Source organism: Streptococcus parasanguinis (assembly GCF_001074805.1).
Lineage (GTDB): Bacteria > Bacillota > Bacilli > Lactobacillales > Streptococcaceae > Streptococcus > Streptococcus parasanguinis_A.
In genome coordinates, this window is the sequence record NZ_JUPI01000063.1 from 1 (window position 1) to 20,747 (window position 20,747).

General features: G+C 41.9%; 21 protein-coding genes, 1 tRNA gene, 1 other RNA gene and 2 pseudogenes. 22 read left to right on the plus strand and 3 right to left on the minus strand.

The genetic code is table 11. The features are described 5' to 3' along the window. Positions 1 to 198 (minus strand): hypothetical protein (locus tag ADI76_RS11675; RefSeq protein ID WP_049514908.1); only part of this gene is annotated, 198 nt, incomplete at its 3' end. Between ADI76_RS11675 and ADI76_RS11680 the strand changes: the two genes are divergently transcribed. The 8 genes from ADI76_RS11680 (at position 176) to whiA (ending at position 5,325) form a co-directional block, all read left to right on the plus strand. After that, positions 176 to 256 (plus strand): hypothetical protein, encoded by an 81-nt coding sequence (locus ADI76_RS11680; protein WP_239683619.1) that lies wholly within the window; start codon positions 176 to 178, stop codon positions 254 to 256. The two genes, ADI76_RS11675 and ADI76_RS11680, sit on opposite strands and share 23 nt — an antisense overlap. Positions 257 to 373: 117 nt before the next feature. After that, the gene (locus ADI76_RS10745) at positions 374 to 505 is read left to right on the plus strand and encodes a DUF4044 domain-containing protein (RefSeq protein WP_003011566.1); all 132 of its coding nucleotides are present in this window, start codon (positions 374 to 376) and stop codon (positions 503 to 505) included. A gap of 33 nt (positions 506 to 538) precedes the next feature. Beyond that, positions 539 to 1,852 (plus strand): GTPase ObgE, encoded by a 1,314-nt coding sequence (obgE, locus tag ADI76_RS04375; protein WP_013903339.1) that lies wholly within the window; start codon positions 539 to 541, stop codon positions 1,850 to 1,852. 51 nt (positions 1,853 to 1,903) lie between these two features. Then, entirely contained in the window at positions 1,904 to 2,068 is a 165-nt protein-coding gene (locus ADI76_RS11535) for a hypothetical protein (protein WP_003006512.1), read from the plus strand. Between the two features lie 18 nt (positions 2,069 to 2,086). Further along, entirely contained in the window at positions 2,087 to 2,470 is a 384-nt protein-coding gene (locus ADI76_RS04385; RefSeq protein WP_003006514.1) for a RidA family protein, read from the plus strand. A 76-nt stretch (positions 2,471 to 2,546) separates the two neighbouring features. Next, a complete protein-coding gene (gene rapZ, locus ADI76_RS04390; RefSeq protein ID WP_049514909.1) occupies positions 2,547 to 3,437 on the plus strand; it encodes an RNase adapter RapZ in 891 nt (296 codons plus the stop codon). After that, positions 3,434 to 4,411: a YvcK family protein gene (locus ADI76_RS04395; protein ID WP_049514910.1), complete on the plus strand. Its 978-nt coding sequence runs from the start codon at positions 3,434 to 3,436 to the stop codon at positions 4,409 to 4,411. The genes rapZ and ADI76_RS04395 overlap by 4 nt, the downstream gene beginning before the upstream one ends. Continuing rightward, positions 4,408 to 5,325 (plus strand): DNA-binding protein WhiA, encoded by a 918-nt coding sequence (whiA, locus tag ADI76_RS04400; protein ID WP_049514911.1) that lies wholly within the window; start codon positions 4,408 to 4,410, stop codon positions 5,323 to 5,325. The genes ADI76_RS04395 and whiA overlap by 4 nt, the downstream gene beginning before the upstream one ends. 22 nt (positions 5,326 to 5,347) lie before the next feature. Here whiA and ADI76_RS04405 read toward each other — a convergent pair whose 3' ends face one another. Next, positions 5,348 to 6,316: an NAD(P)/FAD-dependent oxidoreductase gene (locus ADI76_RS04405; protein ID WP_049514912.1), complete on the minus strand. Its 969-nt coding sequence runs from the start codon at positions 6,314 to 6,316 to the stop codon at positions 5,348 to 5,350. Positions 6,317 to 6,494: 178 nt separating this feature from the next. Between ADI76_RS04405 and rpsU the strand changes: the two genes are divergently transcribed. Next, a complete protein-coding gene (gene rpsU, locus ADI76_RS04410) occupies positions 6,495 to 6,671 on the plus strand; it encodes a 30S ribosomal protein S21 (RefSeq protein WP_000048054.1) in 177 nt (58 codons plus the stop codon). Positions 6,672 to 6,772: 101 nt separating this feature from the next. Here the strand turns inward: rpsU and mscL are convergent, their stop codons facing one another. After that, positions 6,773 to 7,153, minus strand: a complete 381-nt coding sequence (gene mscL / locus ADI76_RS04415) for a large conductance mechanosensitive channel protein MscL (protein WP_049514913.1) — start codon at positions 7,151 to 7,153, stop codon at positions 6,773 to 6,775. Positions 7,154 to 7,367: 214 nt separating this feature from the next. Here mscL and dnaG point away from each other — a divergent pair, with 214 nt between their 5' ends. The 13 genes and pseudogenes from dnaG to ADI76_RS04475 all read left to right on the plus strand — a co-directional run bounded on the left by dnaG (position 7,368) and on the right by ADI76_RS04475 (position 20,638). Continuing rightward, positions 7,368 to 9,146 carry a DNA primase gene (gene dnaG / locus ADI76_RS04420; RefSeq protein WP_049496671.1) on the plus strand — a complete coding sequence of 593 codons (1,779 nt, stop codon included), beginning with the start codon at positions 7,368 to 7,370 and terminating at the stop codon, positions 9,144 to 9,146. Between the two features lie 2 nt (positions 9,147 to 9,148). Next, entirely contained in the window at positions 9,149 to 10,258 is a 1,110-nt protein-coding gene (rpoD, locus tag ADI76_RS04425) for an RNA polymerase sigma factor RpoD (RefSeq protein WP_021152924.1), read from the plus strand. A gap of 122 nt (positions 10,259 to 10,380) precedes the next feature. Further along, the gene (locus tag ADI76_RS04430; protein ID WP_004220168.1) at positions 10,381 to 10,710 is read left to right on the plus strand and encodes a metal-sulfur cluster assembly factor; all 330 of its coding nucleotides are present in this window, start codon (positions 10,381 to 10,383) and stop codon (positions 10,708 to 10,710) included. Between the two features lie 171 nt (positions 10,711 to 10,881). After that, complete coding sequence (locus tag ADI76_RS04435; RefSeq protein WP_024054676.1) at positions 10,882 to 11,589, plus strand: ABC transporter ATP-binding protein; 708 nt, start codon at positions 10,882 to 10,884, stop codon at positions 11,587 to 11,589. A 9-nt stretch (positions 11,590 to 11,598) separates the two neighbouring features. After that, the gene (locus ADI76_RS04440; protein WP_049514914.1) at positions 11,599 to 12,393 is read left to right on the plus strand and encodes a hypothetical protein; all 795 of its coding nucleotides are present in this window, start codon (positions 11,599 to 11,601) and stop codon (positions 12,391 to 12,393) included. A 103-nt stretch (positions 12,394 to 12,496) separates the two neighbouring features. Beyond that, positions 12,497 to 12,845, plus strand: a transfer-messenger RNA (tmRNA) gene (gene ssrA, locus ADI76_RS10750). Between the two features lie 10 nt (positions 12,846 to 12,855). Then, positions 12,856 to 12,943 (plus strand) — tRNA-Ser (locus tag ADI76_RS04445). Positions 12,944 to 13,026: 83 nt separating this feature from the next. Then, complete coding sequence (locus ADI76_RS04450; protein WP_049514915.1) at positions 13,027 to 16,128, plus strand: DNA polymerase III subunit alpha; 3,102 nt, start codon at positions 13,027 to 13,029, stop codon at positions 16,126 to 16,128. Between the two features lie 84 nt (positions 16,129 to 16,212). Continuing rightward, a complete protein-coding gene (pfkA, locus tag ADI76_RS04455) occupies positions 16,213 to 17,226 on the plus strand; it encodes a 6-phosphofructokinase (RefSeq protein ID WP_049514916.1) in 1,014 nt (337 codons plus the stop codon). A gap of 69 nt (positions 17,227 to 17,295) precedes the next feature. Next, complete coding sequence (gene pyk / locus ADI76_RS04460; RefSeq protein ID WP_049514917.1) at positions 17,296 to 18,801, plus strand: pyruvate kinase; 1,506 nt, start codon at positions 17,296 to 17,298, stop codon at positions 18,799 to 18,801. A gap of 159 nt (positions 18,802 to 18,960) precedes the next feature. Further along, positions 18,961 to 19,521, plus strand: a complete 561-nt coding sequence (gene lepB / locus ADI76_RS04465) for a signal peptidase I (protein WP_049514918.1) — start codon at positions 18,961 to 18,963, stop codon at positions 19,519 to 19,521. A gap of 43 nt (positions 19,522 to 19,564) precedes the next feature. Next, positions 19,565 to 19,801, plus strand: a pseudogene (locus ADI76_RS04470) (amino acid ABC transporter ATP-binding protein); the annotation flags it as partial. 9 nt (positions 19,802 to 19,810) lie between these two features. Further along, positions 19,811 to 20,638, plus strand: a pseudogene (locus ADI76_RS04475) (transporter substrate-binding domain-containing protein). Positions 20,639 to 20,747 lie beyond the last annotated feature (109 nt).

Genomic DNA, 20,747 nt, shown 5'->3' on the forward strand with positions numbered 1-20,747 from the left:
ATCAAGTTCATCGTCTTCATCAAGTTCTAGCTCTTCATCAAGTTCATCGTCTTCATCAAGTTCATCGTCTTCATCAAGTTCTAGTACTTCATCAACCTCATCATCAACTTCTGTCAAAGAAGAAGAAGCACCAAAACCTGGTAAGAAAAAAGTTCTTCCAAGTACAGGTGAGAAGATGACACCGGTTGTTCTTGTCATGGGTGTCTTACTGGCGGTTCTTTCTGTTAGTATTTTACGAGTAAGAAAAGATTCCTAAATCTATCCATAAAAGATCAGACGTTTGTCTGGTCTTTTTGTGTAGGCTCGATTTGAAAAATCCCCTATTTCGTGGTAAAATAGGGCTAATGAATTTATAGTAATCGAGGTATTAGCAGTGGCTTTTGGAGATAACGGAAAACGTAAAAAAACACCATTTGAAATGATCACGATGGTGGTTATTGTGATTATGTTGATTGTAACGGTTGGTGCAATCTTTGCAACCGCAATTGGTGCTCTTTCTTATTAAGACGCACGCAGAAATAAAGGAAATCATCTATTTATGAGTATGTTTTTAGATACAGCCAAGATTAAGGTCAAGGCTGGAAATGGCGGCGATGGCATGGTGGCCTTTCGCCGTGAAAAATATGTCCCTAATGGCGGACCTTGGGGCGGTGATGGAGGTCGTGGTGGCAATGTCATCTTCGTAGTAGACGAAGGCTTGCGCACCTTGATGGACTTCCGTTATAACCGGCATTTCAAAGCCCAAAATGGGGAAAAAGGAATGACCAAAGGGATGCACGGACGGGGAGCAGAAGATCTCTATGTACGAGTTCCCCAAGGAACGACCGTCCGAGATGCTGAGACTGGCAAGGTCATTACCGACTTGGTTGAAAATGGACAAGAGTATATTGTAGCCCACGGAGGCCGAGGAGGTCGCGGAAATATTCGTTTTGCCACTCCTAAAAATCCAGCACCAGAGATTTCTGAAAATGGAGAGCCTGGTCAGGAACGTGAATTAGAGTTAGAACTGAAGGTCTTGGCAGATGTTGGTTTGGTTGGCTTCCCTTCTGTTGGGAAATCGACCCTTCTCAGTGTCATCACTTCAGCCAAACCAAAAATTGGGGCTTATCATTTCACAACCATCGTTCCAAATTTGGGAATGGTTCGGACTCCGTCTGGAGAATCCTTTGCCGTAGCAGACCTTCCTGGATTGATTGAAGGGGCTAGTCAAGGTGTTGGACTAGGAACCCAGTTCCTTCGTCACATCGAGCGCACTCGAGTTATCTTGCATGTTATTGATATGTCTGCCAGTGAAGGACGCGACCCTTATGAAGATTATGTTCAAATCAATAAAGAGCTTGAAACCTATAACCTTCGCTTGATGGAACGTCCTCAGATTATCGTGGCGAATAAGATGGACATGCCGGAAAGCCAAGAAAATTTGAAAGAATTCAAGAAGAAATTGGCAGCTAATTACGATGAGTTTGATGAACTGCCACAGATCTTCCCGATCTCTAGTTTGGCTCATCAAGGTTTAGACAATTTGTTAGATGCAACGGCAGAATTGTTAGACAAAACACCAGAATTCCTCTTGTATTCAGAAGACGACATGGCCCAAGAAGAAGTCTACTATGGCTTTGATGAAGACCAGCCAGCCTTTGACATCAGTCGTGATGACGATGCCGCTTGGGTCTTGTCTGGTGAAAAACTTGAAAAACTCTTTAATATGACGAATTTCGATCGGGATGAAGCAGTCATGAAATTTGCTCGTCAACTGCGTGGAATGGGTGTTGATGAAGCTCTCCGTGCACGTGGGGCAAAAGATGGCGATATCGTCCGGATCGGTAAATTTGAATTTGAGTTTGTAGATTAAGGGTGATCCTGAGCGGATCAAGGATTCCAAATAAGAAATGAGGCTTTTTCAGTGGGAGATAAACCAATATCTTTTCGAGATGAAAATGGAAATTTTGTTTCAGCAGCTGATGTTTGGAATGCTGAAAAATTAGAAGAACTCTTTAATACGCTAAATCCTAAGCGCAAGTTGCGCCTACAAAGGGAAAAATTAGCAAAAGAAAACCAGCAGAAGTAAATAGACTTGGAGAATACTATGGCAAAAACAATTCATACAGATAAAGCACCTGCAGCAATTGGACCTTATGTTCAAGGGAAAATCGTAGGCAATCTTCTCTTTGCAAGCGGACAAGTTCCCTTGTCACCTGAAACAGGAGAAATCATTGGCGAAACCATCCAAGAACAAACAGAGCAAGTCTTAAAGAATATTGGGGCTATTTTGGAAGAGGCTGGGACAGACTTCGACCACGTGGTGAAAACCACTTGTTTCTTAAGTGATATGAATGACTTTGTACCTTTTAATGAGGTCTATAAAACAGTCTTTACCACAGAGTTTCCAGCTCGATCTGCTGTTGAAGTAGCACGCCTGCCACGTGATGTGAAGGTTGAAATTGAAGTTATTGCGGAAATCAAGGCCTAATAACCATTCAAAGACAAAAAGACAGAGTGGAAAGCAGGAAACTGTAGGCCACTCTGTTTTATTTTGGGAGGAGAAAATGACAGAAAGTAAGATTCAACTAGTCATGGTAACAGGGATGAGCGGTGCTGGCAAGACCGTCGCTATCCAATCGTTTGAGGATTTGGGCTACTTTACCATCGATAATATGCCACCGGCGCTCTTGCTGAAATTTATTGAACTCATGCGCCTTAGCCCGGATAACAATAAATTAGCCGTTGTTGTGGACATGCGGAGCCGTTCTTTTTTCAATGAAATTCCCACCATTTTGGATGAATTAGACAATCAAGAAGACCTCGATTTTAAGGTCTTATTCTTGGATGCTACTGACAGTGAGTTGGTAGCACGGTACAAGGAAACACGTCGTAGCCACCCACTAGCGGCAGATGGCCGTGTTTTAGATGGGATTACCTTAGAGCGAGAGCTCTTGTCTCCTTTGAAAAATATCAGTCAAAATGTGGTGGACACGACTGAGTTGACGCCCCGTAATCTGAGAAAAACGATTGCAGAGCAATTTGCCAGTCAAGATAATCAGCCAGATTTTCGGGTTGAGGTCATGTCATTTGGTTTCAAATACGGCCTTCCGATCGATGCTGACCTCGTCTTTGACGTGCGTTTTCTTCCAAATCCCTACTATAAATTGGAACTTCGGAATTTAACCGGTCAAGATCCAGCTGTCTATGATTATGTCATGGATCACCCTGAATCAGAGGACTTTTACTGTCATCTCCATGACTTAATCGTTCCTATTTTACCGTCTTATAAACGAGAAGGTAAATCCGTTCTCACCATCGCTATGGGCTGTACTGGAGGTCAACACCGTTCAGTAGCCTTTGCAGAGCGCTTGGCGCATGATTTAGAAAAAAATTGGCAGGTCAATTGCAGTCATAGAGACAAGGACAGACGGAAAGAAACGGTGAATCGCTCATGAGAAAACCTAAAGTAACCGTTATTGGAGGAGGGACAGGGATTTCTGTTATTCTCGATAGTCTAAGAAAAAAACCGGTCGAGATCACTGCCATTGTAACTGTTGCAGATGATGGCGGTAGCTCAGGTGAATTACGGAAGAACATCCAAAAATTGACACCACCTGGGGATCTTCGAAATGTCTTGGTTGCCATGTCAGATATGCCTCGTTTTTATGAGAAAGTCTTTCAATACCGCTTTGCGGACGATGATGGACCCTTGGCCGGACACCCTTTGGGAAACTTGATCATTGCAGGGATTTCAGAGATGCAAGGCTCGACCTATAATGCCATGCAGTTGTTGACCAAGTTCTTTCATACAACCGGCAAGATCTATCCTTCCAGTGATAGTCCCTTGACCCTTCATGCTGTCTTTCAAGATGGAAAAGAAATAGTAGGAGAAAGCCACATTGCCAACTATACCGGCATGATTGATCATGTCTATGTGACCAATACCTTTGATCAAGAGCGTCCAAAGGCTAGTAAGAAAGTGGTGGAAGCGATTCTTGAAAGTGATATGGTCGTCTTGGGTCCTGGATCGCTCTTTACCTCGATCCTTCCTAATTTGATGATCGATGAGATTGGGAAAGCCATCCTTGAAACCAAAGCCCAAGTGGCCTATGTTTGCAATATCATGACCCAAAGAGGAGAAACCGAGCATTTCACAGATAGTGACCACGTGGCCGTGCTCCACAAACATTTGGGAGAAAAGTTCATCGACACCGTCCTTGTCAATATCAATCAGGTTCCCGCAGCTTATATGAACAGCAATAAATTTGATGAATATTTAGTCCAGGTAGAGCACGATTTTAAGGGCTTGCGATCGCAAGTGCCTCAAGTGATTTCTTCCGATTTCTTAAAGCTGGTCAACGGGGGAGCTTTTCATGATGGTGAAAAAGTGGTCGAAGAGCTGATGCAGATCGTGCAGGTGAGAAAATGAGTTTTACGGTTCGTGTCAAAGAAGAATTACTGTCTCTCAAGCGATTTGAAAAGAGTGAATTAGCTGCTATTATCAAGATGTCTGGGAGCCTCGGCATATCAATGGGGGGCTTGACGCTCTCGGTGACGACAGAAAATGCCAAGATCGCTCGCCATATCTATGAATTGTTGCATCATTTTTATGAGGCCAAATCGGATATTCGCCACCACCAAAAAACCAATTTGAAAAAAAATCGTGTTTACACAGTATTCTTGGATGAAAAGGTGGAAGAGATTCTAGCTGACTTGCATTTGGCAGATGCCTTCTTTGGGATTGAGACAGGCATTGATGCTAGTGTTTTAGAAGATGAAGTAGCCAGTCGTGCTTATCTTCGGGGGGCCTTTCTGTCGAGTGGTTCCATCAAGGATCCTGAAAAAGGGAAGTACCAGTTGGAAATTCATTCTGTTTATACAGACCACGCGGAAGGAATTGCCCTTCTCATGCAAGGATTTTTACTAGATGCGAAAACCATCGAGCGGAAAAAAGGAGTGGTAACCTATCTGCAAAGAGCGGAAGATATTATTGATTTTCTCATTGTAGTAGAGGCCATGCAAGCCATGCAGGAATTTGAATCTATCAAGGTCATGAGAGAGACGCGCAATGACCTCAATCGGGCCAATAATGCCGAGATGGCCAACATTCAGCGCACAGTCACAGCTAGCATGAAAACCATTAATAATATTAGTAAAATTGTGGATACGGTCGGTCTAGGGAGTTTACCAAGTGACCTGCAAGAAGTTGCCTATATCCGGATGAACCATCCAGATTATTCCATCCAGCAGATCGCAGATAGCTTGCAACAACCTATTTCAAAAAGCGGCGTCAATCACCGCTTGCGTAAGATCAATAAGATCGCAGACGATTTAGAAAAATAAAAAAGGCTAAAGGCCTTTTTTATTATAAACTGGTTGAGTGCGTTGGTTGGACTTTTTTATCTGGATAGATGTAGTTGATGGCATTGTTTACAGCTGTTGGAGCTTCCCCCAGACCTGTAGCGATGAGATCGATCTTTCCTTCATAGAAGCAGCAGTCTCCACAGGCATAAATTCCAGGAAGACTGGTTTCTTGTTTCTGATTCACCTTGATTTTATGGCGTTGCAATTCTACACCCCATTCTTTCAAGTTTCCGATTGAAGATTTAAAGCCATAGTTGACAAATAAGTGATCAATCGGGATAAGTTCGGTTTCATCGGCTTTAACTTTTGTGATTTCAAGATGAGTGGCATGACCATTTTCACCAATCAAGCGGCTAGGAACAAATGGTGTTTTGATGCTGACAGAAGATTGTTTGAGTTCTTCTACGCTATGTTCCAAGGCACGGAAGTTGTCCCGACGGTGAACGATTGTAGTTGGAGCAATCTTGTCAAAAGCAAGAGCCCAGTCCACAGCAGAGTCCCCCCCACCAAGGACGGTCACCTGTTGTCCTTCATATTGTTGGATGTTTGATACGTGATAGTGGACGTTATCAAAGGTATCAGCCCCCTCGATATCAAGAGCACGTGGTTTAAAGGCACCGCCACCCATGGCAATGATGACTGCTTTAGACTGATGCACTTGGCGAGAAGTAGTGATAATGAAGAGGTCACCCTCTTTTTGAATATCCTCTACAGTTTCATTGAGGAAGATCGGTGTATCGAATCGTTTGACTTGCTCGATCAAGCGGTTGCTTAATTCTTCACCTGTTAAATTGGTAAATCCGGGTACATCGAGGATACTTTTTTCTGGATAGAGAATGGCTGGTTGCCCTCCAAGTTGAGGTAAGGAATCAATCAGTTTGACTTTAACTTGGCGCATATTGCCATAAAAAGCAGCGAACAGACCAACTGGTCCGCCCCCAACAATCGTAATATCATAAATTTCTGACATGGTATCTCCTTCAGGGTTTTCTTTGCTTCCATTGTATCATAAAATAGGAAGAATGAAAAAGTCGGAAAAAGAAATGGCATGAAGGTTAGGAAGGCTAGAAAAGTTTTAAAAGATCTTGACAGCACCTTTAAAGTATGATAAAATGATTAAGATTTTAGGCTTGAAGGGAGTGAAAAATATGTCAAAAACAGTAGTACGTAAGAATGAATCTCTTGACGATGCTCTTCGTCGTTTCAAACGTGCGGTTACTAAAGCTGGTACTCTTCAAGAAACACGCAAACGTGAATTCTATGAAAAACCTTCTGTAAAACGTAAACGTAAATCAGAAGCAGCTCGTAAACGTAAAAAATTCTAATTGAATACAGAAACAGACTTCGGTCTGTTTTTTGTTTTTTCTCATCCATCAAAGACAAAAAAACCGACCTTCCAGCTAGAAGATCGGATCTTTTTATCTGATTATTTGTTTGCAAGCAAGTCGCGGATTTCAGTAAGCAACTCTTCTTGAGTAGGAGCAGGAGCTTCTTCTTCGACAGCTTCTTCTTTTGTACCAAGGTTTTGAGCTTTTTCAGCAGCTTTCACTACGAAGAAAAGAACAGTACCAACAACAAGGAAGTTGATCACAGCGCTCAAGAAGCTACCGTATGCAACACCGTTCCATGACAAATTAGCAATCTTATCAACACCAGCAGCTTTCATAGCTGGTTTCAAAATAAGTGGAGTGATGATATCGTTAACAAGTGATGTTACGATAGCTCCAAATGCAGCTCCGATAACGACTGCTACAGCAAGGTCAACAATATTCCCACGAAGGAGAAAAGCTTTCAAATCTTTTAACATATCCTAAATATGTCCTTTCATAATAATTTTTTACTATGATAGTATAACGGAAAAATATTCGACTGACAAGGAATATGCCTCATTTTTTAAAATTAGTGATAAAGGTTGAAAATCTTTTCTTTTATGTGTGAAATCGGTAGGAAAAAATTTACTTTTACTAACTTTTAGTATAAAATATAAAGTGATAATCTATGGTAAAATGGAGGCACTGTTTATGGTTGATAAAGAGCTAATTGCAGAAATTAAAAACAGTGTAAACATTGTTGAAGTTATTGGAGAAGTTGTTTCTTTGACCAAGGCTGGCCGTAATTTTTTAGGGCTCTGTCCTTTTCATGGTGAAAAGACTCCTTCTTTTAATGTCGTTGAAGACAAGCAGTTTTACCATTGTTTCGGATGTGGTCGCTCGGGAGATGTCTTTAAGTTTATTGAGGAATACCGTGGAGTCGCTTTTATGGATGCGGTCCAGATCGTAGCAGAAAAAGCGGGTATTGCGCTTCAGTACCAAGCAAGGCCGGCTCAACCAACGTCTATCAATCCCAACCAAGAACTTTATGAGATTCATCAGGAAGCCAGTAAGTTCTACCAGGCGATTCTGATGACGACAAAGATGGGAGAAGAAGCGCGAAATTATCTGTATGAACGTGGATTGACGGATGAGGTCATCCGACATTTTCAATTGGGCTTAGCCCCAGCAGAAGGGAATTATCTCTATCGAAATCTCTCTGAGAAGTTCTCTGAGAAAGTGATTACCGATTCGGGGTTATTCACAATCTCAGATGCTGGAACAGTTTTTGATGCCTTTCAGGATCGGATTATGTTTCCTTTGACGGATGATAGTGGACGTGTCATTGCTTTTTCTGGTAGACTGTGGAAACTAACGGATGATGGCAGTCATCAAGCCAAGTACAAGAATAGTCGAAGTACCCGTCTATTTAATAAGAGTTATGAACTTTATCATTTGGATCAAGCTAAGACGAGCGCCAAAAAGCAACATGAAATGTATATCATGGAAGGCTTTATGGATGTCATTGCGGCTTATCGAGCTGGGATTGAAAATGCAGTCGCCTCTATGGGGACAGCCTTGACACCAGAGCACGTCCAGCACCTGTCTCATTTTACCAAAAAGGTCATTTTGACCTATGATGGGGATAAGGCGGGACTTGAAGCAACCGCTAAGGCCTTGGATGTCTTGCAGGATCTGGAGTTGGAGATCGTCCGTATCCCTGATCAGATGGATCCCGATGAGTACCTCAAAAAGACCTCCCCAGAAGATCTAGCTTCCCTCTTGAAGAATTCGCGGATCAGTAAGGTTGAATTCTTGATGCACTACTGGAAACCCCAGTATATTGAGAACTTACAGGCACAGATTGAGTTTGTCGAGAAGCTGGCACCGATGATCGCCCAGACGCGCTCCATCACAGCGCAAAACACCTATATTTATAAGTTGGCAGATTTATTGCCAGACTTTGATTATTTGCAGATTGAGCAGATTGTCAATAATTGTCGCTTGCATCAACGGCAGGAGGATCAAAGTGGTGGACGATCAAGAACGTCGAATTTTTCAGTCGATCTCCTGCCTAATCGTGGGATGACGCGCTTGATCAAGGCGGAAAATCATTTATTAAGTAGGATGAAAGATTTTCCAATGGTGCTTAATGATTACCGTTTGCGACCTGATTTTGTCTTTGACACACCGGAGTTACAGATCTTGTACCAATTACTCTGTCAAAATGGAGAAGTCACATCTCAGGATTTGTCCGAGCAACCTGAAGGGGTCCAGCACGCCTGGTACCGGATGGTAGAAGAAGATTTGCCAGAAGAGATAGCGGATGGTGAATTAGAAGAAGTGGAAGAAACGCGAAATCGTGAGCTTCTTCGCAAAGAAAGTCAACAAATTGGAAATAAAGTGAAGGAAGCTTCCTCGACAGGGGATGCGGAAAAAGCTTTATTGGAACTCGAGCGTTTGATCGCTCAAAAAAGAAGAATGGAGTAGGAATGGCTAAAGAACAAAAAGATATTACAACATTGGACGTTCAAATTGCAGAGTTTATTCGCAGCCACAAGAAAAGTGGAACTGCAACAGATGATGAAATTAATGACAAGTTGGTTATTCCATTCACACTAGATGCAGATGGGATTGAAGATCTTTTGCAACGGATTCAAGATGCAGGAATTTCGATCACGGATAAAGATGGTAACCCAAGTGCGCGTGTGTTGAACAATGAAGAAGAGCCAGAATTGTCAGATGAGGAATTGCTTGGAAGCAACTCTGCCAAGGTCAACGACCCAGTACGGATGTACTTGAAAGAAATTGGGGTTGTTCCTCTTTTGACAAATGAAGAAGAACAAGAATTGGCTATCTTAGTGGAACAAGGTGACTTGGAAGCCAAGCAACGTCTTGCAGAAGCCAACCTTCGTTTGGTTGTATCCATTGCGAAACGTTACGTTGGTCGTGGAATGCAATTTTTGGATTTGATCCAAGAAGGAAATATGGGCTTGATGAAGGCCGTTGATAAGTTTGACTATACCAAAGGGTTCAAGTTCTCTACCTATGCTACTTGGTGGATTCGTCAGGCTATCACTCGTGCCATTGCAGACCAAGCACGGACCATTCGGATCCCTGTTCACATGGTGGAAACCATTAACAAGTTGGTTCGTGAACAACGCAATCTCTTGCAAGAATTGGGACAAGACCCAACGCCTGAACAAATCGCTGAACGCATGGATATGACGCCTGATAAGGTACGCGAAATCTTGAAGATTGCCCAAGAGCCTGTTTCTTTGGAAACGCCAATCGGGGAAGAAGACGATAGCCATTTGGGAGATTTCATCGAAGATGAAGTGATTGAAAATCCAGTAGACTACACCACTCGTGTGGTTCTACGTGAACAATTAGATGAAGTCCTCGATACCCTGACAGACCGTGAAGAAAACGTACTTCGTTTACGTTTCGGTTTGGATGATGGAAAAATGCGGACCTTGGAAGATGTGGGTAAAGTCTTCAACGTGACCCGTGAACGGATCCGTCAGATCGAAGCCAAAGCCCTCCGTAAACTCCGCCACCCAAGCAGAAGCAAACCATTGCGTGACTTTATAGAGGATTAAAAATGTCCAGTGGACATTTTTAACGGTCGCCTAGAAATGAAGAAGCGACCCAGGTCCTGCGGACCTTTTTAACCCGAGCCAAGAAATTCTATCGAGAGTAAATAGCAGAAAAAGGAAGTCATATGGCATATACAACTGAGCAAATTGAAGAAATTAAAAATAAAATCTTAAATGCTTTGGAAGAGGTAATCGATCCTGAGCTTGGGATTGACATTGTCAATTTAGGTCTTGTCTACGAGATCCATTTTGACGGTGAAACTGGAGCAACCATCATTGATATGACCTTAACGACCATGGGGTGTCCATTAGCGGACCTTCTGACAGATCAGATTCATGATGTTTTAGCAGAAGTAGAAGAAGTGACATCTGTGGATGTGAAGTTGGTCTGGTATCCTGCTTGGACGGTTGAAAAGATGAGCCGTTACGCACGGATCGCACTTGGAATTAGTTAAATATTCTATGCATCAAAACAAATCAGAGGTTGGGGTTTCCCTAACCTCTGATTTATTTATCCCTATTTTTTTGAACAAGTATTTACAAATTCTTAGCAAATTTTCAGATAAAGTTGCAATCATCAAGGGGACAGGGTATAATAGCATAAATAGAAAATAAAGGAGATTTACATGAATCAGTATCCTTTGGTCTACTTGGACCATGTGACAAAGAATTATGGGCATGAAGTTGCTCTCATGGATGTTAGTTTGAACATCCAACCTGGCCGTATTATTGGCCTTTTGGGTCCCAATGGTAGTGGGAAAACAACCATCATTAAATTGATTAATGGTTTGTTGCAACCAAGCCTTGGAAATATCTATATTCATGGGCAATTACCATCCCCAGCTTCTAAAAAAGTGGTTTCCTATTTGCCAGATACAACTTATCTGAATGAAAATATGAAAATTATTGATGCTATTAACTATTTCCAAGATTTTTATGCAGATTTTAATGTCCAACGAGCTTACCAATTGCTCAACGATTTGCATTTGCAGCCAAATCAAAAATTGAACAGCCTTTCAAAAGGGAACAAGGAAAAAGTGCAATTGATTTTGGTGATGAGCCGTGAAGCTGACTTGTATGTTCTTGATGAACCAATCGGTGGGGTTGACCCAGCAGCGCGTGATTATATTTTGCGGACCATTATTCAAAACAGACGTCCAAACTCTTCTGTCTTGATTTCTACTCACTTGATTGCGGATATTGAGCAAGTTTTGGATGAGGCCATTTTCATCAACCAAGGAAGAATCCTCTTGCATGAAAATACGACTGTTATGCGCAATCAACACGGAAAATCAATCGATGAGATCTTCCGTGATCAATTCCGTGTTTATTAGGAGGAACCCATGTTTGGTAAATTATTAAAATATGAATTTAAATCGACAGCTAAGTGGTATTTATTGATCACCCTGATCGCACTAGGTTTGTCAGTGATTACAGGTGTTATTGGTGGAAGTGCTACAAACGGTTTTGTGAATATGGAAACCAATAGTATGCAAATCATAACGGGGACTCTTGGGATTCTCATTTTTGGAGGAGTCATTGGTCTTTATCTTAGTAACTACTATATTATTATCCGTCGTTTCTATTCCAACTTATACGGACGCGAAGGTTACTTGACCTGGACCCTTCCAGCTAGCCCGCATGCGATCATTTTATCTAAATTTGTGGGAGCTTTAGTAGCGAGTCTTTACTGCCTATTCCTTCTATTTTTGAGTGGTTTTATCACAATACTTGTGATGGGCGCTGTCATTGGACAAGACCTCTCTCCTGTATTTAGTATTATCGCTGAGGCTTTTAGTCATTCTATTGCTTATTGGATTATCGTTTGGTGGATTTTTACCACAGCCTCAGGGATCTTCCTATTTTATGTATCGATCGCACTTGGCCAACTGTTTCAAAATCGTCGAGGATTTAAGGCTATTCTGTTTTTCTTTCTCTTGTGCATTGTTTTAAGTATCATCGGTACAGCAGTCAATCCTTTTAAAGATTCATATGCTGTCGGGTATGCATTGGTTTATGGAAATATTGATGATTTGGGAGCAAACTTCATTCCAGGTCTCATCTATGAAGTCATTAAGATTGTTTCTATGTACTTCACCATTCACTATATCAGCAAATATAAGTTGAATCTTCAATAAAAACAGTTAATTGAACAAGGAGCTCCCCAGTGGAAGGTTTCTTGTTCAATTTTTTTCTTTTGCATTTTTAGCTAGATTTTGATATACTAAATGTATTCGTTTTGGGGTCGTTACGGATTCGACAGGCATTATGAGGCATATTTTGCAACTCATCTAGCGGATGTAAAACGCCAGTTAAATATAACTGCAAAAAATAATAATTCTTACGCTTTAGCTGCCTAAACACCAGCAGGCGTGACCCGATTCGAATCGCTCGTGTTTGATGACAGGTCTTAATTTCAGCGAGATACGATCTAGCTTGGTCTAGGAGTTAGATAAGAGATTGATAGACTCGCAACTACAGGGCTTGAGTTATGTGTCATGTAGCTGTTAAAAGAAAACATAACCTATGGTTGTAGACAAATATGCTGGCAGGTGTTTGGACGTGGGTTCGACTCCCACCGGCTCCATATTTTTATTCATGGAAGATTACTCAAGAGGCTTAAGAGGCCGTGTTGGAAACGCGGTAGGCGTGTAAAAGCGTGCGTGGGTTCGAATCCCATGTCTTCCGTTGTTGAGACATCATTGTGTAGCAGTGGTGTTTTTTTGTACAAAAAAGAGTCCCAAAAATAGACCAGTGAGGGAGGAGAAAAAGTGATTGCACAGCTAGATACCAAATCAGTCTATACCTTTATGGAAAGCCTTGTGACCATAAAAGACTATGTTCACGTGGCTAAAAGCATGGGGTATGGCGCATTGGGAATCATGGATATAGATAATTTGTATGGTGCCTATGAATTTATCGAAGCCTGTCAGGCCCACAAGCTCAGCCCCTTGGTCGGTTTAGAAATTGGACTAGAGGTAGACAATGAAACAATTCCGTTTCGGATGATCGCTCTGTCAACGAAGGGCTACCAGAATCTGATGAAGATGTCGACCGTCAAAATGATGGGGAAGGGCAATTGGGAGGATGTGAAGCACCTAACAGAAGGAGTAGCAGTCATTGTCCCAGCGCCTTTTGTTAGTGGAGACTTGCCGCTTGGTCTAGATTACTTCATCGGAGTTTTTGCGGATACGCCGGTCCAAGAGTTTAGCCACCCTGTGCTCCCTCTTCATACTGTGCGTTTCTTTGAGGTGGAAGATGTGGAAGCCATGCAGATGCTGGCAGCCATCAAGGACAATCAAAGCTTGACAGAAACAGGGCCAATTGATCCTACAACAGTTCTAAAAACTCCTCAGGATTTAAAGAATGATTTTGCAGAGCGATTTCCGCAAGCCATCACAAATCTTGAAAAACTTGTCCAAGGGATTCAATACGACATTGATACTCAGTTGAAATTGCCTCGCTTCAATCCTCAGAAACCAGCTGTTGCGGAATTGAGAGAATTAGCCCAAGCCGGTCTTCTTCGAAAGAACTTGACTAGTCCGGTCTATCAAGAACGTTTGGAGCATGAATTAGACATTATTCACCAAATGGGCTTTGATGATTATTTCTTGATTGTATGGGATCTTCTTCGTTTCGGACGGAGTCAAGGCTATTATATGGGAATGGGACGTGGGTCTGCTGTAGGCTCACTGGTAGCCTATTCCCTAGGGATTACAGGGATTGATCCTGTGGAGAAGAACCTCCTCTTTGAGCGCTTTTTAAATGTGGAGCGCTACACCATGCCGGATATTGATATTGATATTCCTGATATCTATCGTCCAGAATTTATCCGCTATGTGCGAGACCGTTACGGGAGTTACCATGCAGCTCAGATCGTGACCTTTTCAACATTTGGGGCCAAACAAGCCATTAGAGATGTCTTTAAACGTTTTGGGGTACCAGAGTACGAATTGACCTCCATTACCAAGCGGATTGGGTTTAGGGATACACTGACGACAGCTTATGAACAGAATCTAGCTTTTCGACAAGTGATTCATAGCCGAGCAGAATTTGAGCGTGGCTTTGAAATTGCCAAAAGAATAGAAGGCCAACCAAGACAGACATCGATCCACGCGGCTGGGGTTGTGATGAGTGACCAGGATTTGACGGATCACATTCCTCTCAAGTATGGAGAAGACATGTTTGTCACCCAGTATGATGCCCATGCGGTTGAAGCCAATGGTCTGTTGAAGATGGACTTTTTGGGTCTGCGAAATTTAACCTTCGTTCAGAAAATGAAGGAAGCGGTCTATGAAAAGTACCAAGAAGAGATCGTGATTGAAGCCATTGATTTAGAAGATCCAGAAACCTTGGCCTTGTTTGCTGCTGGGGATACCAAGGGGATTTTCCAATTTGAACAGGCTGGAGCTATTCGCCTCTTGAGACGAGTGAGACCTAATCATTTCGAAGAAGTGGTAGCGACCACCTCTCTCAATCGTCCAGGGGCTAGTGATTACATTGATAATTTCGTCAAAAGAAAGCACGGCCAGGAAAAAGTTGAGATTTTAGATCCAGCTATTGAAGAAATCTTACGGCCCACTTATGGGATCATGCTCTACCAAGAGCAGGTCATGCAGGTTGCCCAGCGTTTTGCAGGCTTTAGCCTGGGAAAAGCCGATATTTTACGTCGGGCTATGGGTAAAAAAAATGCGGCTGAAATGCATCAGATGGAAGACGATTTTGTCACAGGTGCTCTTAAACTTGGGCATACGGAAGAAAAAGCTAAAGAGGTCTTTGCGATCATGGAAAAATTCGCAGGCTATGGGTTTAACCGTTCCCATGCCTATGCCTATTCTGCCTTGGCCTTTCAGATGGCCTATTTCAAGGTCCATTATCCAGATGTTTTCTTTGATGTCATGCTCAATTATTCGAGCAGCGATTATCTGACAGATGCTCTCCAGTTTGATTTTAAAGTCGCACCATTATCCATCAATACCATCCCTTACAGAGATAAGTTCCAGGATCGAAAAATCTACTTGGGAATGAAAAATATCAAGGGACTCCCGAGAGATTTAGCGTATTGGATCATTGATAATCGTCCCTTTGAAAGTGTCGAAGATTTTATTTTACGCCTACCCAATCAGTATCATAAATTACCTCTGTTAACACCTTTAGTGGAGCTTGGATTGTTTGATATTTTTGAAAAAAATAGGCGCAAGGTGCTTCACAATTTGCCGAATTTGTTTGTCTTTGCTGATGAGCTAGGCAGTTTGTTTGCGGATTCTAACTATTCCTGGACAGAAGCGGAGGACTTTAGCCAGGCTGAAAAATATGAGAAGGAAGAGGCCATTATTGGCGTCGGGCTCAGTACTCACCCATTGGTTGCGATTGGGCAAATGAGTCCCTATGAGATCCAACCAATTTCTCAATTAGTTCAAGGAGAGCAGGCACGCATTCTCATTGAGGTACAAAACATTCGAACCATTCGAACCAAGTCAGGCGATCTCATGGCTTTCTTACAAGTCAGTGATACCAAGAAAAAATTGGATGTGACACTTTTCCCTGAAACCTACAATCGATTTTCCTCCTTGATAAAAGAAGGCGGCTTTTATTACTTGACAGGGAAGATACAAGAGCGTGATGGGCGCTTGCAGATGATTCTAGCAGAGGCACAACTGGCAACCAATGAAAAGTTCTGGATCCAGTTGCTCGATCATCGTCAGGATAAAACGATTCTTTCTATCTTGAAAAAATATCCGGGCCCATATCCTGTGATATTACGCTATGAAGACGAGAAAAAAACTTTTCAATTGAGGGGCTATACAGTCCAGAAAAACAAAGAATTGGAAGATGAACTAAAGAATCTCGTTATGAAAACGATTTATCGGTAAAAACTGCGAAAAATACGAGAATTTTAGTCTTCTTTGTGTTATAATTACGTAGAATGTAAAAGAAAAAAAGGAGCAAACAACGAAATGAAACGTATTGCTGTTTTAACTAGTGGTGGAGATGCCCCTGGAATGAACGCTGCCATCCGTGCAGTTGTTCGTCAAGCAATTTCAGAAGGAATGGAAGTTTTCGGTATCTATGATGGATATGCGGGAATGGTTGCTGGTAAAATTCAGCCCCTTGACGCCTCATCTGTTGGAGATATTATTTCCCGTGGTGGTACCTTCCTTCATTCAGCTCGTTACCCTGAATTCGCACAACGCGAAGGTCAATTAAAAGGGATCGAGCAATTGAAGAAACACGGGATCGAAGGTGTTGTCGTTATTGGTGGAGATGGTTCTTACCATGGTGCGATGCGCTTGACTGAACTTGGATTCCCAGCTGTTGGTCTTCCTGGTACGATCGACAACGATATTGTCGGAACTGATTTTACAATTGGTTTTGATACTGCAGTCACAACTGCAATGGACGCGATCGATAAGATCCGTGATACTTCATCTAGTCACCATCGTACCTTCGTTATCGAAGTCATGGGACGTAATGCTGGTGATATCGCTCTTTGGGCTGGTATCGCTTCAGGTGCGGATGAAATCATCATCCCTGAAGAAGGATTCAAGATCGAGAACGTTGTTGAAAGTATCAAAGAAGGTTATGCAAAAGGTCGTACCCACAATATCATCGTTTTAGCTGAAGGCGTGATGTCTGCAGATGAATTTGGTAAAGCCTTGAAAGCAGCTGGTGATGAAAGTGACCTTCGTGTGACTGAGCTTGGCCACATCCAACGTGGTGGTTCACCTACTGCGCGTGACCGTGTTCTTGCTTCACGTATGGGAGCACACGCAGTTAAATTGCTGAAGCAAGGAATCGGTGGTGTAGCCGTTGGTATCCGTAATGAAAAAATGGTTGAAAACCCAATCCTTGGTAAAGCAGAAGAAGGAGCCCTCTTTAGCTTGACAGAAGATGGTAAGATTGTGGTAAACAATCCACATAAAGCTGATCTTGGTCTTGCCGAGTTGAACCGTAGCTTGTCTTCAATCTAATTTTATTTCATAAATTTGTTAACCTTGTCTTAAAAAGACAGATATATTTAAAAAGGAGTCATATATATCATGAACAAACGTGTAAAAATCGTTGCAACCTTAGGTCCTGCGGTAGAAATCCGTGGTGGTAAAAAATTTGGTGATGACGGATACTGGGGTGAAAAACTTGACGTTGAAGCTTCAGCACAAAACATTGCTAAATTGATCGAAGCTGGCGCTAACACTTTCCGTTTCAACTTCTCACACGGTGACCACCAAGAACAAGGTGAACGTATGGCGACTGTTAAACGTGCAGAAGAAATCGCTGGTAAAAAAGTTGGTTACCTTCTTGATACAAAAGGTCCTGAAATCCGTACTGAATTGTTCGAAGGCGAAGCTAAAGAATATTCATACAAGACTGGTGAAAAAATTCGTGTTGCGACTAAACAAGGTATCAAATCAACTCGTGATGTGATTGCTTTGAACGTTGCTGGTGCCCTTGATATCTACGATGATGTTGAAGTTGGTCACCAAGTTTTGGTTGACGATGGTAAATTGGGTCTTCGTGTTTTCGCAAAAGACGATGCAACTCGTGAATTTGAAGTAGTCGTTGAAAATGACGGTATCATTGCTAAACAAAAAGGTGTGAACATCCCTAACACGAAAATTCCTTTCCCAGCCCTTGCTGAGCGCGATAACGATGACATCCGTTTCGGTTTGGAACAAGGTATTAACTTCATCGCGATTTCATTTGTACGTACTGCAAAAGACGTTGACGAAGTTCGTGCCATCTGTGAAGAAACTGGTAACGGTCACGTTCAATTGTTTGCGAAAATCGAAAACCAACAAGGTATCGATAACTTGGATGAAATCATTGAAGCTGCTGATGGTATCATGATCGCTCGTGGTGACATGGGTATCGAAGTACCATTCGAAATGGTTCCAGTTTACCAAAAAATGATCATCACAAAAGTGAACGCTGCTGGTAAAGTTGTTATCACTGCAACAAACATGCTTGAAACAATGACTGAAAAACCACGTGCGACTCGTTCAGAAGTATCAGACGTATTTAACGCTGTTATCGACGGAACTGACGCTACAATGCTTTCAGGTGAGTCTGCAAACGGTAAATACCCACTTGAGTCAGTAACAACAATGGCTACAATTGACAAGAACGCACAAACTCTTCTTAACGAATACGGACGTTTGAACTCAGATACTTTCGAACGTAACTCTAAGACAGAAGTTATGGCTTCAGCTGTTAAAGACGCTACTAACTCAATGGACATCAAATTGGTTGTAACTTTGACTAAGACTGGTCACACAGCTCGTTTGATTTCTAAATACCGTCCAAATGCTGATATCTTGGCATTGACATTTGACGAATTGACTGAACGTGGATTGATGTTGAACTGGGGTGTTATCCCAATGTTGACAGATGCTCCTTCATCAACTGATGATATGTTCGAAATCGCTGAACGCAAAGCAGTTGAAGCAGGTCTTGTAGAATCTGGTGACGATATCGTTATCGTTGCAGGTGTACCACTTGGTGAAGCTGTTCGTACAAACACAATGCGTATCCGTACAGTACGTTAATAGACAATTATATCTGAATGCCTTGCTGGTTGGTTTGAAAGGACTGACCGCGAGGTTTTTCTTGTTTAGTGTGCTAACAAGAATTCTCACTAATGCTTACTTTCTCTTTTTTAAAGATCAAAAAAATGGTATAATAAACAAAAAGGAAGGGAGACATGCATGCCAAGGAGAGATTTAATTAGAAATGTCATCATTGTCGGTGTACTGGTTTTGGCACTGATTTTGCTTCGTATCTTTGTATTTCATCCATTTAGTATTAATGATAAGATGGCCAATGCTTCTGTGAAAAATGGAGATCTTGTGGTAGCGACTAGAAATGCTCAGGTAGATCGCAGTGATTTGGTCTTATACAAGGTCGGTGGAAAAGAATATCTTGGACGTGTCATTGCCAAAGAAAACGATGAAGTCAGTTACGTAGATGATGTCCTCTATTTGAATGGACAGGCAACACCAGAACCTTACCTGAATAAAATGCTGAACAAACATCTAGCTGCTCCAACGAGTAATGGGTATTATACGGATGATTTCTTTTTATCAGAGTTAAAAGGGACCAAGGCTGGTCGTGTACCATCCGATACCTATCTAGTCTTAAATGATAATCGTGGTGATACAGAAGATAGTCGTGAGTTTGGTTATATCCATAAAAATCAGATCGAAGGAGTCGTGAATCTACGTCTCTACCCTCTCAATAAATTTGGATTTATAAAAGTAGAAAAATAGCCGAAAGGCTATTTTTTTTATAAATATCAAAATAAACTCGTTATTTTCCCATTTTTGTGGTCAGAAGCAACGGGTGGCATTGGAGCGTGCCATGATGATCGATCCGGAAATTATTGGCTATGATGAGCCGACTTCGGCCTTGGATCCAGAATTGCGATTAGAAGTTGAGAAGTTAATCTTGCAAAACCGTGAACTGGGGATGACTCAGATCGTTGTTACCCATGATATTCCATTTGCAGAAGCGATTGCGTATGTTCTTCTCAAGGTTGATCCTAAATAGGAGGAGAGAATGAAACGAGTAATACTATGGTTGCTAGGTGTCCTTAGTCTCGTCTTTCTGACAGCCTGCGGGCAGACAGTGAGTGATCCTAAAGTGGACAACTGGCAAAAATATCAAAAAGAGTAGTCCATCACGATTGGTTTTGATAATACTTTTGTTCCTATGGGCTTTGAACAAAAAGATGGAACCTATGCGGGTTTTGATATTGATTTGGCCAATCAAGTCTTTGAATCTTATGGGATTCATGTGAACTGGCAACCCATTGATTGGGACATGAAAGAGACGGAACTAAAAAATGGGACCATTGATGCCATCTGGAATGGCTATTCGGCTACAGATGAACGTCGGGAAAGTGTTGCTTTTACAAAGTCCTATATGAAAAACGAGCAAGTCTTGGTCACAAAGAAAGCATCTGGGATCCAATCAGTCGATGGGATGAAAGAGAAACGATTAGGTGCCCAGACAGGATCTTCTGGCTATATGGATTTTGAAGCCAATCCTAAAATCTTAAAAAATAAGGTCAAAAATCAAAAGGCTACCCAATACCAGAGTTTTAACGAGGCACTGATCGATCTCCAGAACGATCGGATCGATGGCCTCTTAATCGACCGTGTCTATGCCAACTATTATCTACAAACAGAAGGAATTTTAAAAGACTACAATGTCTTTCCTGTCGGTTTTGAGACAGAATCCTTTGCAGTAGGGGTGCGCAAGGCGGATAAAACCTTGAAGAAAAAAATTGATGAAGCTTTCGTAAAACTCTATCAAAAGGGCCAATTCCAAAAGATCTCTAAGAAGTGGTTCGGAACGGATGTAGCAACAGATGACATCAAGTAAAAAAAGCTAGGAAATCATTCCTAGCTTTTGATTAAAGACAAAGTTATCTTAAAAACTTTCCTTAGGTGAGTACGGACGTCAGCGAACTTCTACGAAGTTCCATGACTTA

What these genes read in the sequence shown, in the direction of transcription:
- ADI76_RS11680 (WP_239683619.1), top strand. Translation starts at nt 176, where the DNA reads ATGACACCGGTTGTTCTTGTCATGGGTGTCTTACTGGCGGTTCTTTCT.
- obgE (WP_013903339.1), top strand. Translation starts at nt 539, where the DNA reads ATGAGTATGTTTTTAGATACAGCCAAGATTAAGGTCAAGGCTGGAAAT.
- ADI76_RS04385 (WP_003006514.1), top strand. Translation starts at nt 2,087, where the DNA reads ATGGCAAAAACAATTCATACAGATAAAGCACCTGCAGCAATTGGACCT.
- rapZ (WP_049514909.1), top strand. Translation starts at nt 2,547, where the DNA reads ATGACAGAAAGTAAGATTCAACTAGTCATGGTAACAGGGATGAGCGGT.
- ADI76_RS04395 (WP_049514910.1), top strand. Translation starts at nt 3,434, where the DNA reads ATGAGAAAACCTAAAGTAACCGTTATTGGAGGAGGGACAGGGATTTCT.
- whiA (WP_049514911.1), top strand. Translation starts at nt 4,408, where the DNA reads ATGAGTTTTACGGTTCGTGTCAAAGAAGAATTACTGTCTCTCAAGCGA.
- ADI76_RS04405 (WP_049514912.1), bottom strand. Translation starts at nt 6,316, where the DNA reads ATGTCAGAAATTTATGATATTACGATTGTTGGGGGCGGACCAGTTGGT.
- rpsU (WP_000048054.1), top strand. Translation starts at nt 6,495, where the DNA reads ATGTCAAAAACAGTAGTACGTAAGAATGAATCTCTTGACGATGCTCTT.
- mscL (WP_049514913.1), bottom strand. Translation starts at nt 7,153, where the DNA reads ATGTTAAAAGATTTGAAAGCTTTTCTCCTTCGTGGGAATATTGTTGAC.
- dnaG (WP_049496671.1), top strand. Translation starts at nt 7,368, where the DNA reads ATGGTTGATAAAGAGCTAATTGCAGAAATTAAAAACAGTGTAAACATT.
- rpoD (WP_021152924.1), top strand. Translation starts at nt 9,149, where the DNA reads ATGGCTAAAGAACAAAAAGATATTACAACATTGGACGTTCAAATTGCA.
- ADI76_RS04430 (WP_004220168.1), top strand. Translation starts at nt 10,381, where the DNA reads ATGGCATATACAACTGAGCAAATTGAAGAAATTAAAAATAAAATCTTA.
- ADI76_RS04435 (WP_024054676.1), top strand. Translation starts at nt 10,882, where the DNA reads ATGAATCAGTATCCTTTGGTCTACTTGGACCATGTGACAAAGAATTAT.
- ADI76_RS04440 (WP_049514914.1), top strand. Translation starts at nt 11,599, where the DNA reads ATGTTTGGTAAATTATTAAAATATGAATTTAAATCGACAGCTAAGTGG.
- pfkA (WP_049514916.1), top strand. Translation starts at nt 16,213, where the DNA reads ATGAAACGTATTGCTGTTTTAACTAGTGGTGGAGATGCCCCTGGAATG.
- pyk (WP_049514917.1), top strand. Translation starts at nt 17,296, where the DNA reads ATGAACAAACGTGTAAAAATCGTTGCAACCTTAGGTCCTGCGGTAGAA.
- lepB (WP_049514918.1), top strand. Translation starts at nt 18,961, where the DNA reads ATGCCAAGGAGAGATTTAATTAGAAATGTCATCATTGTCGGTGTACTG.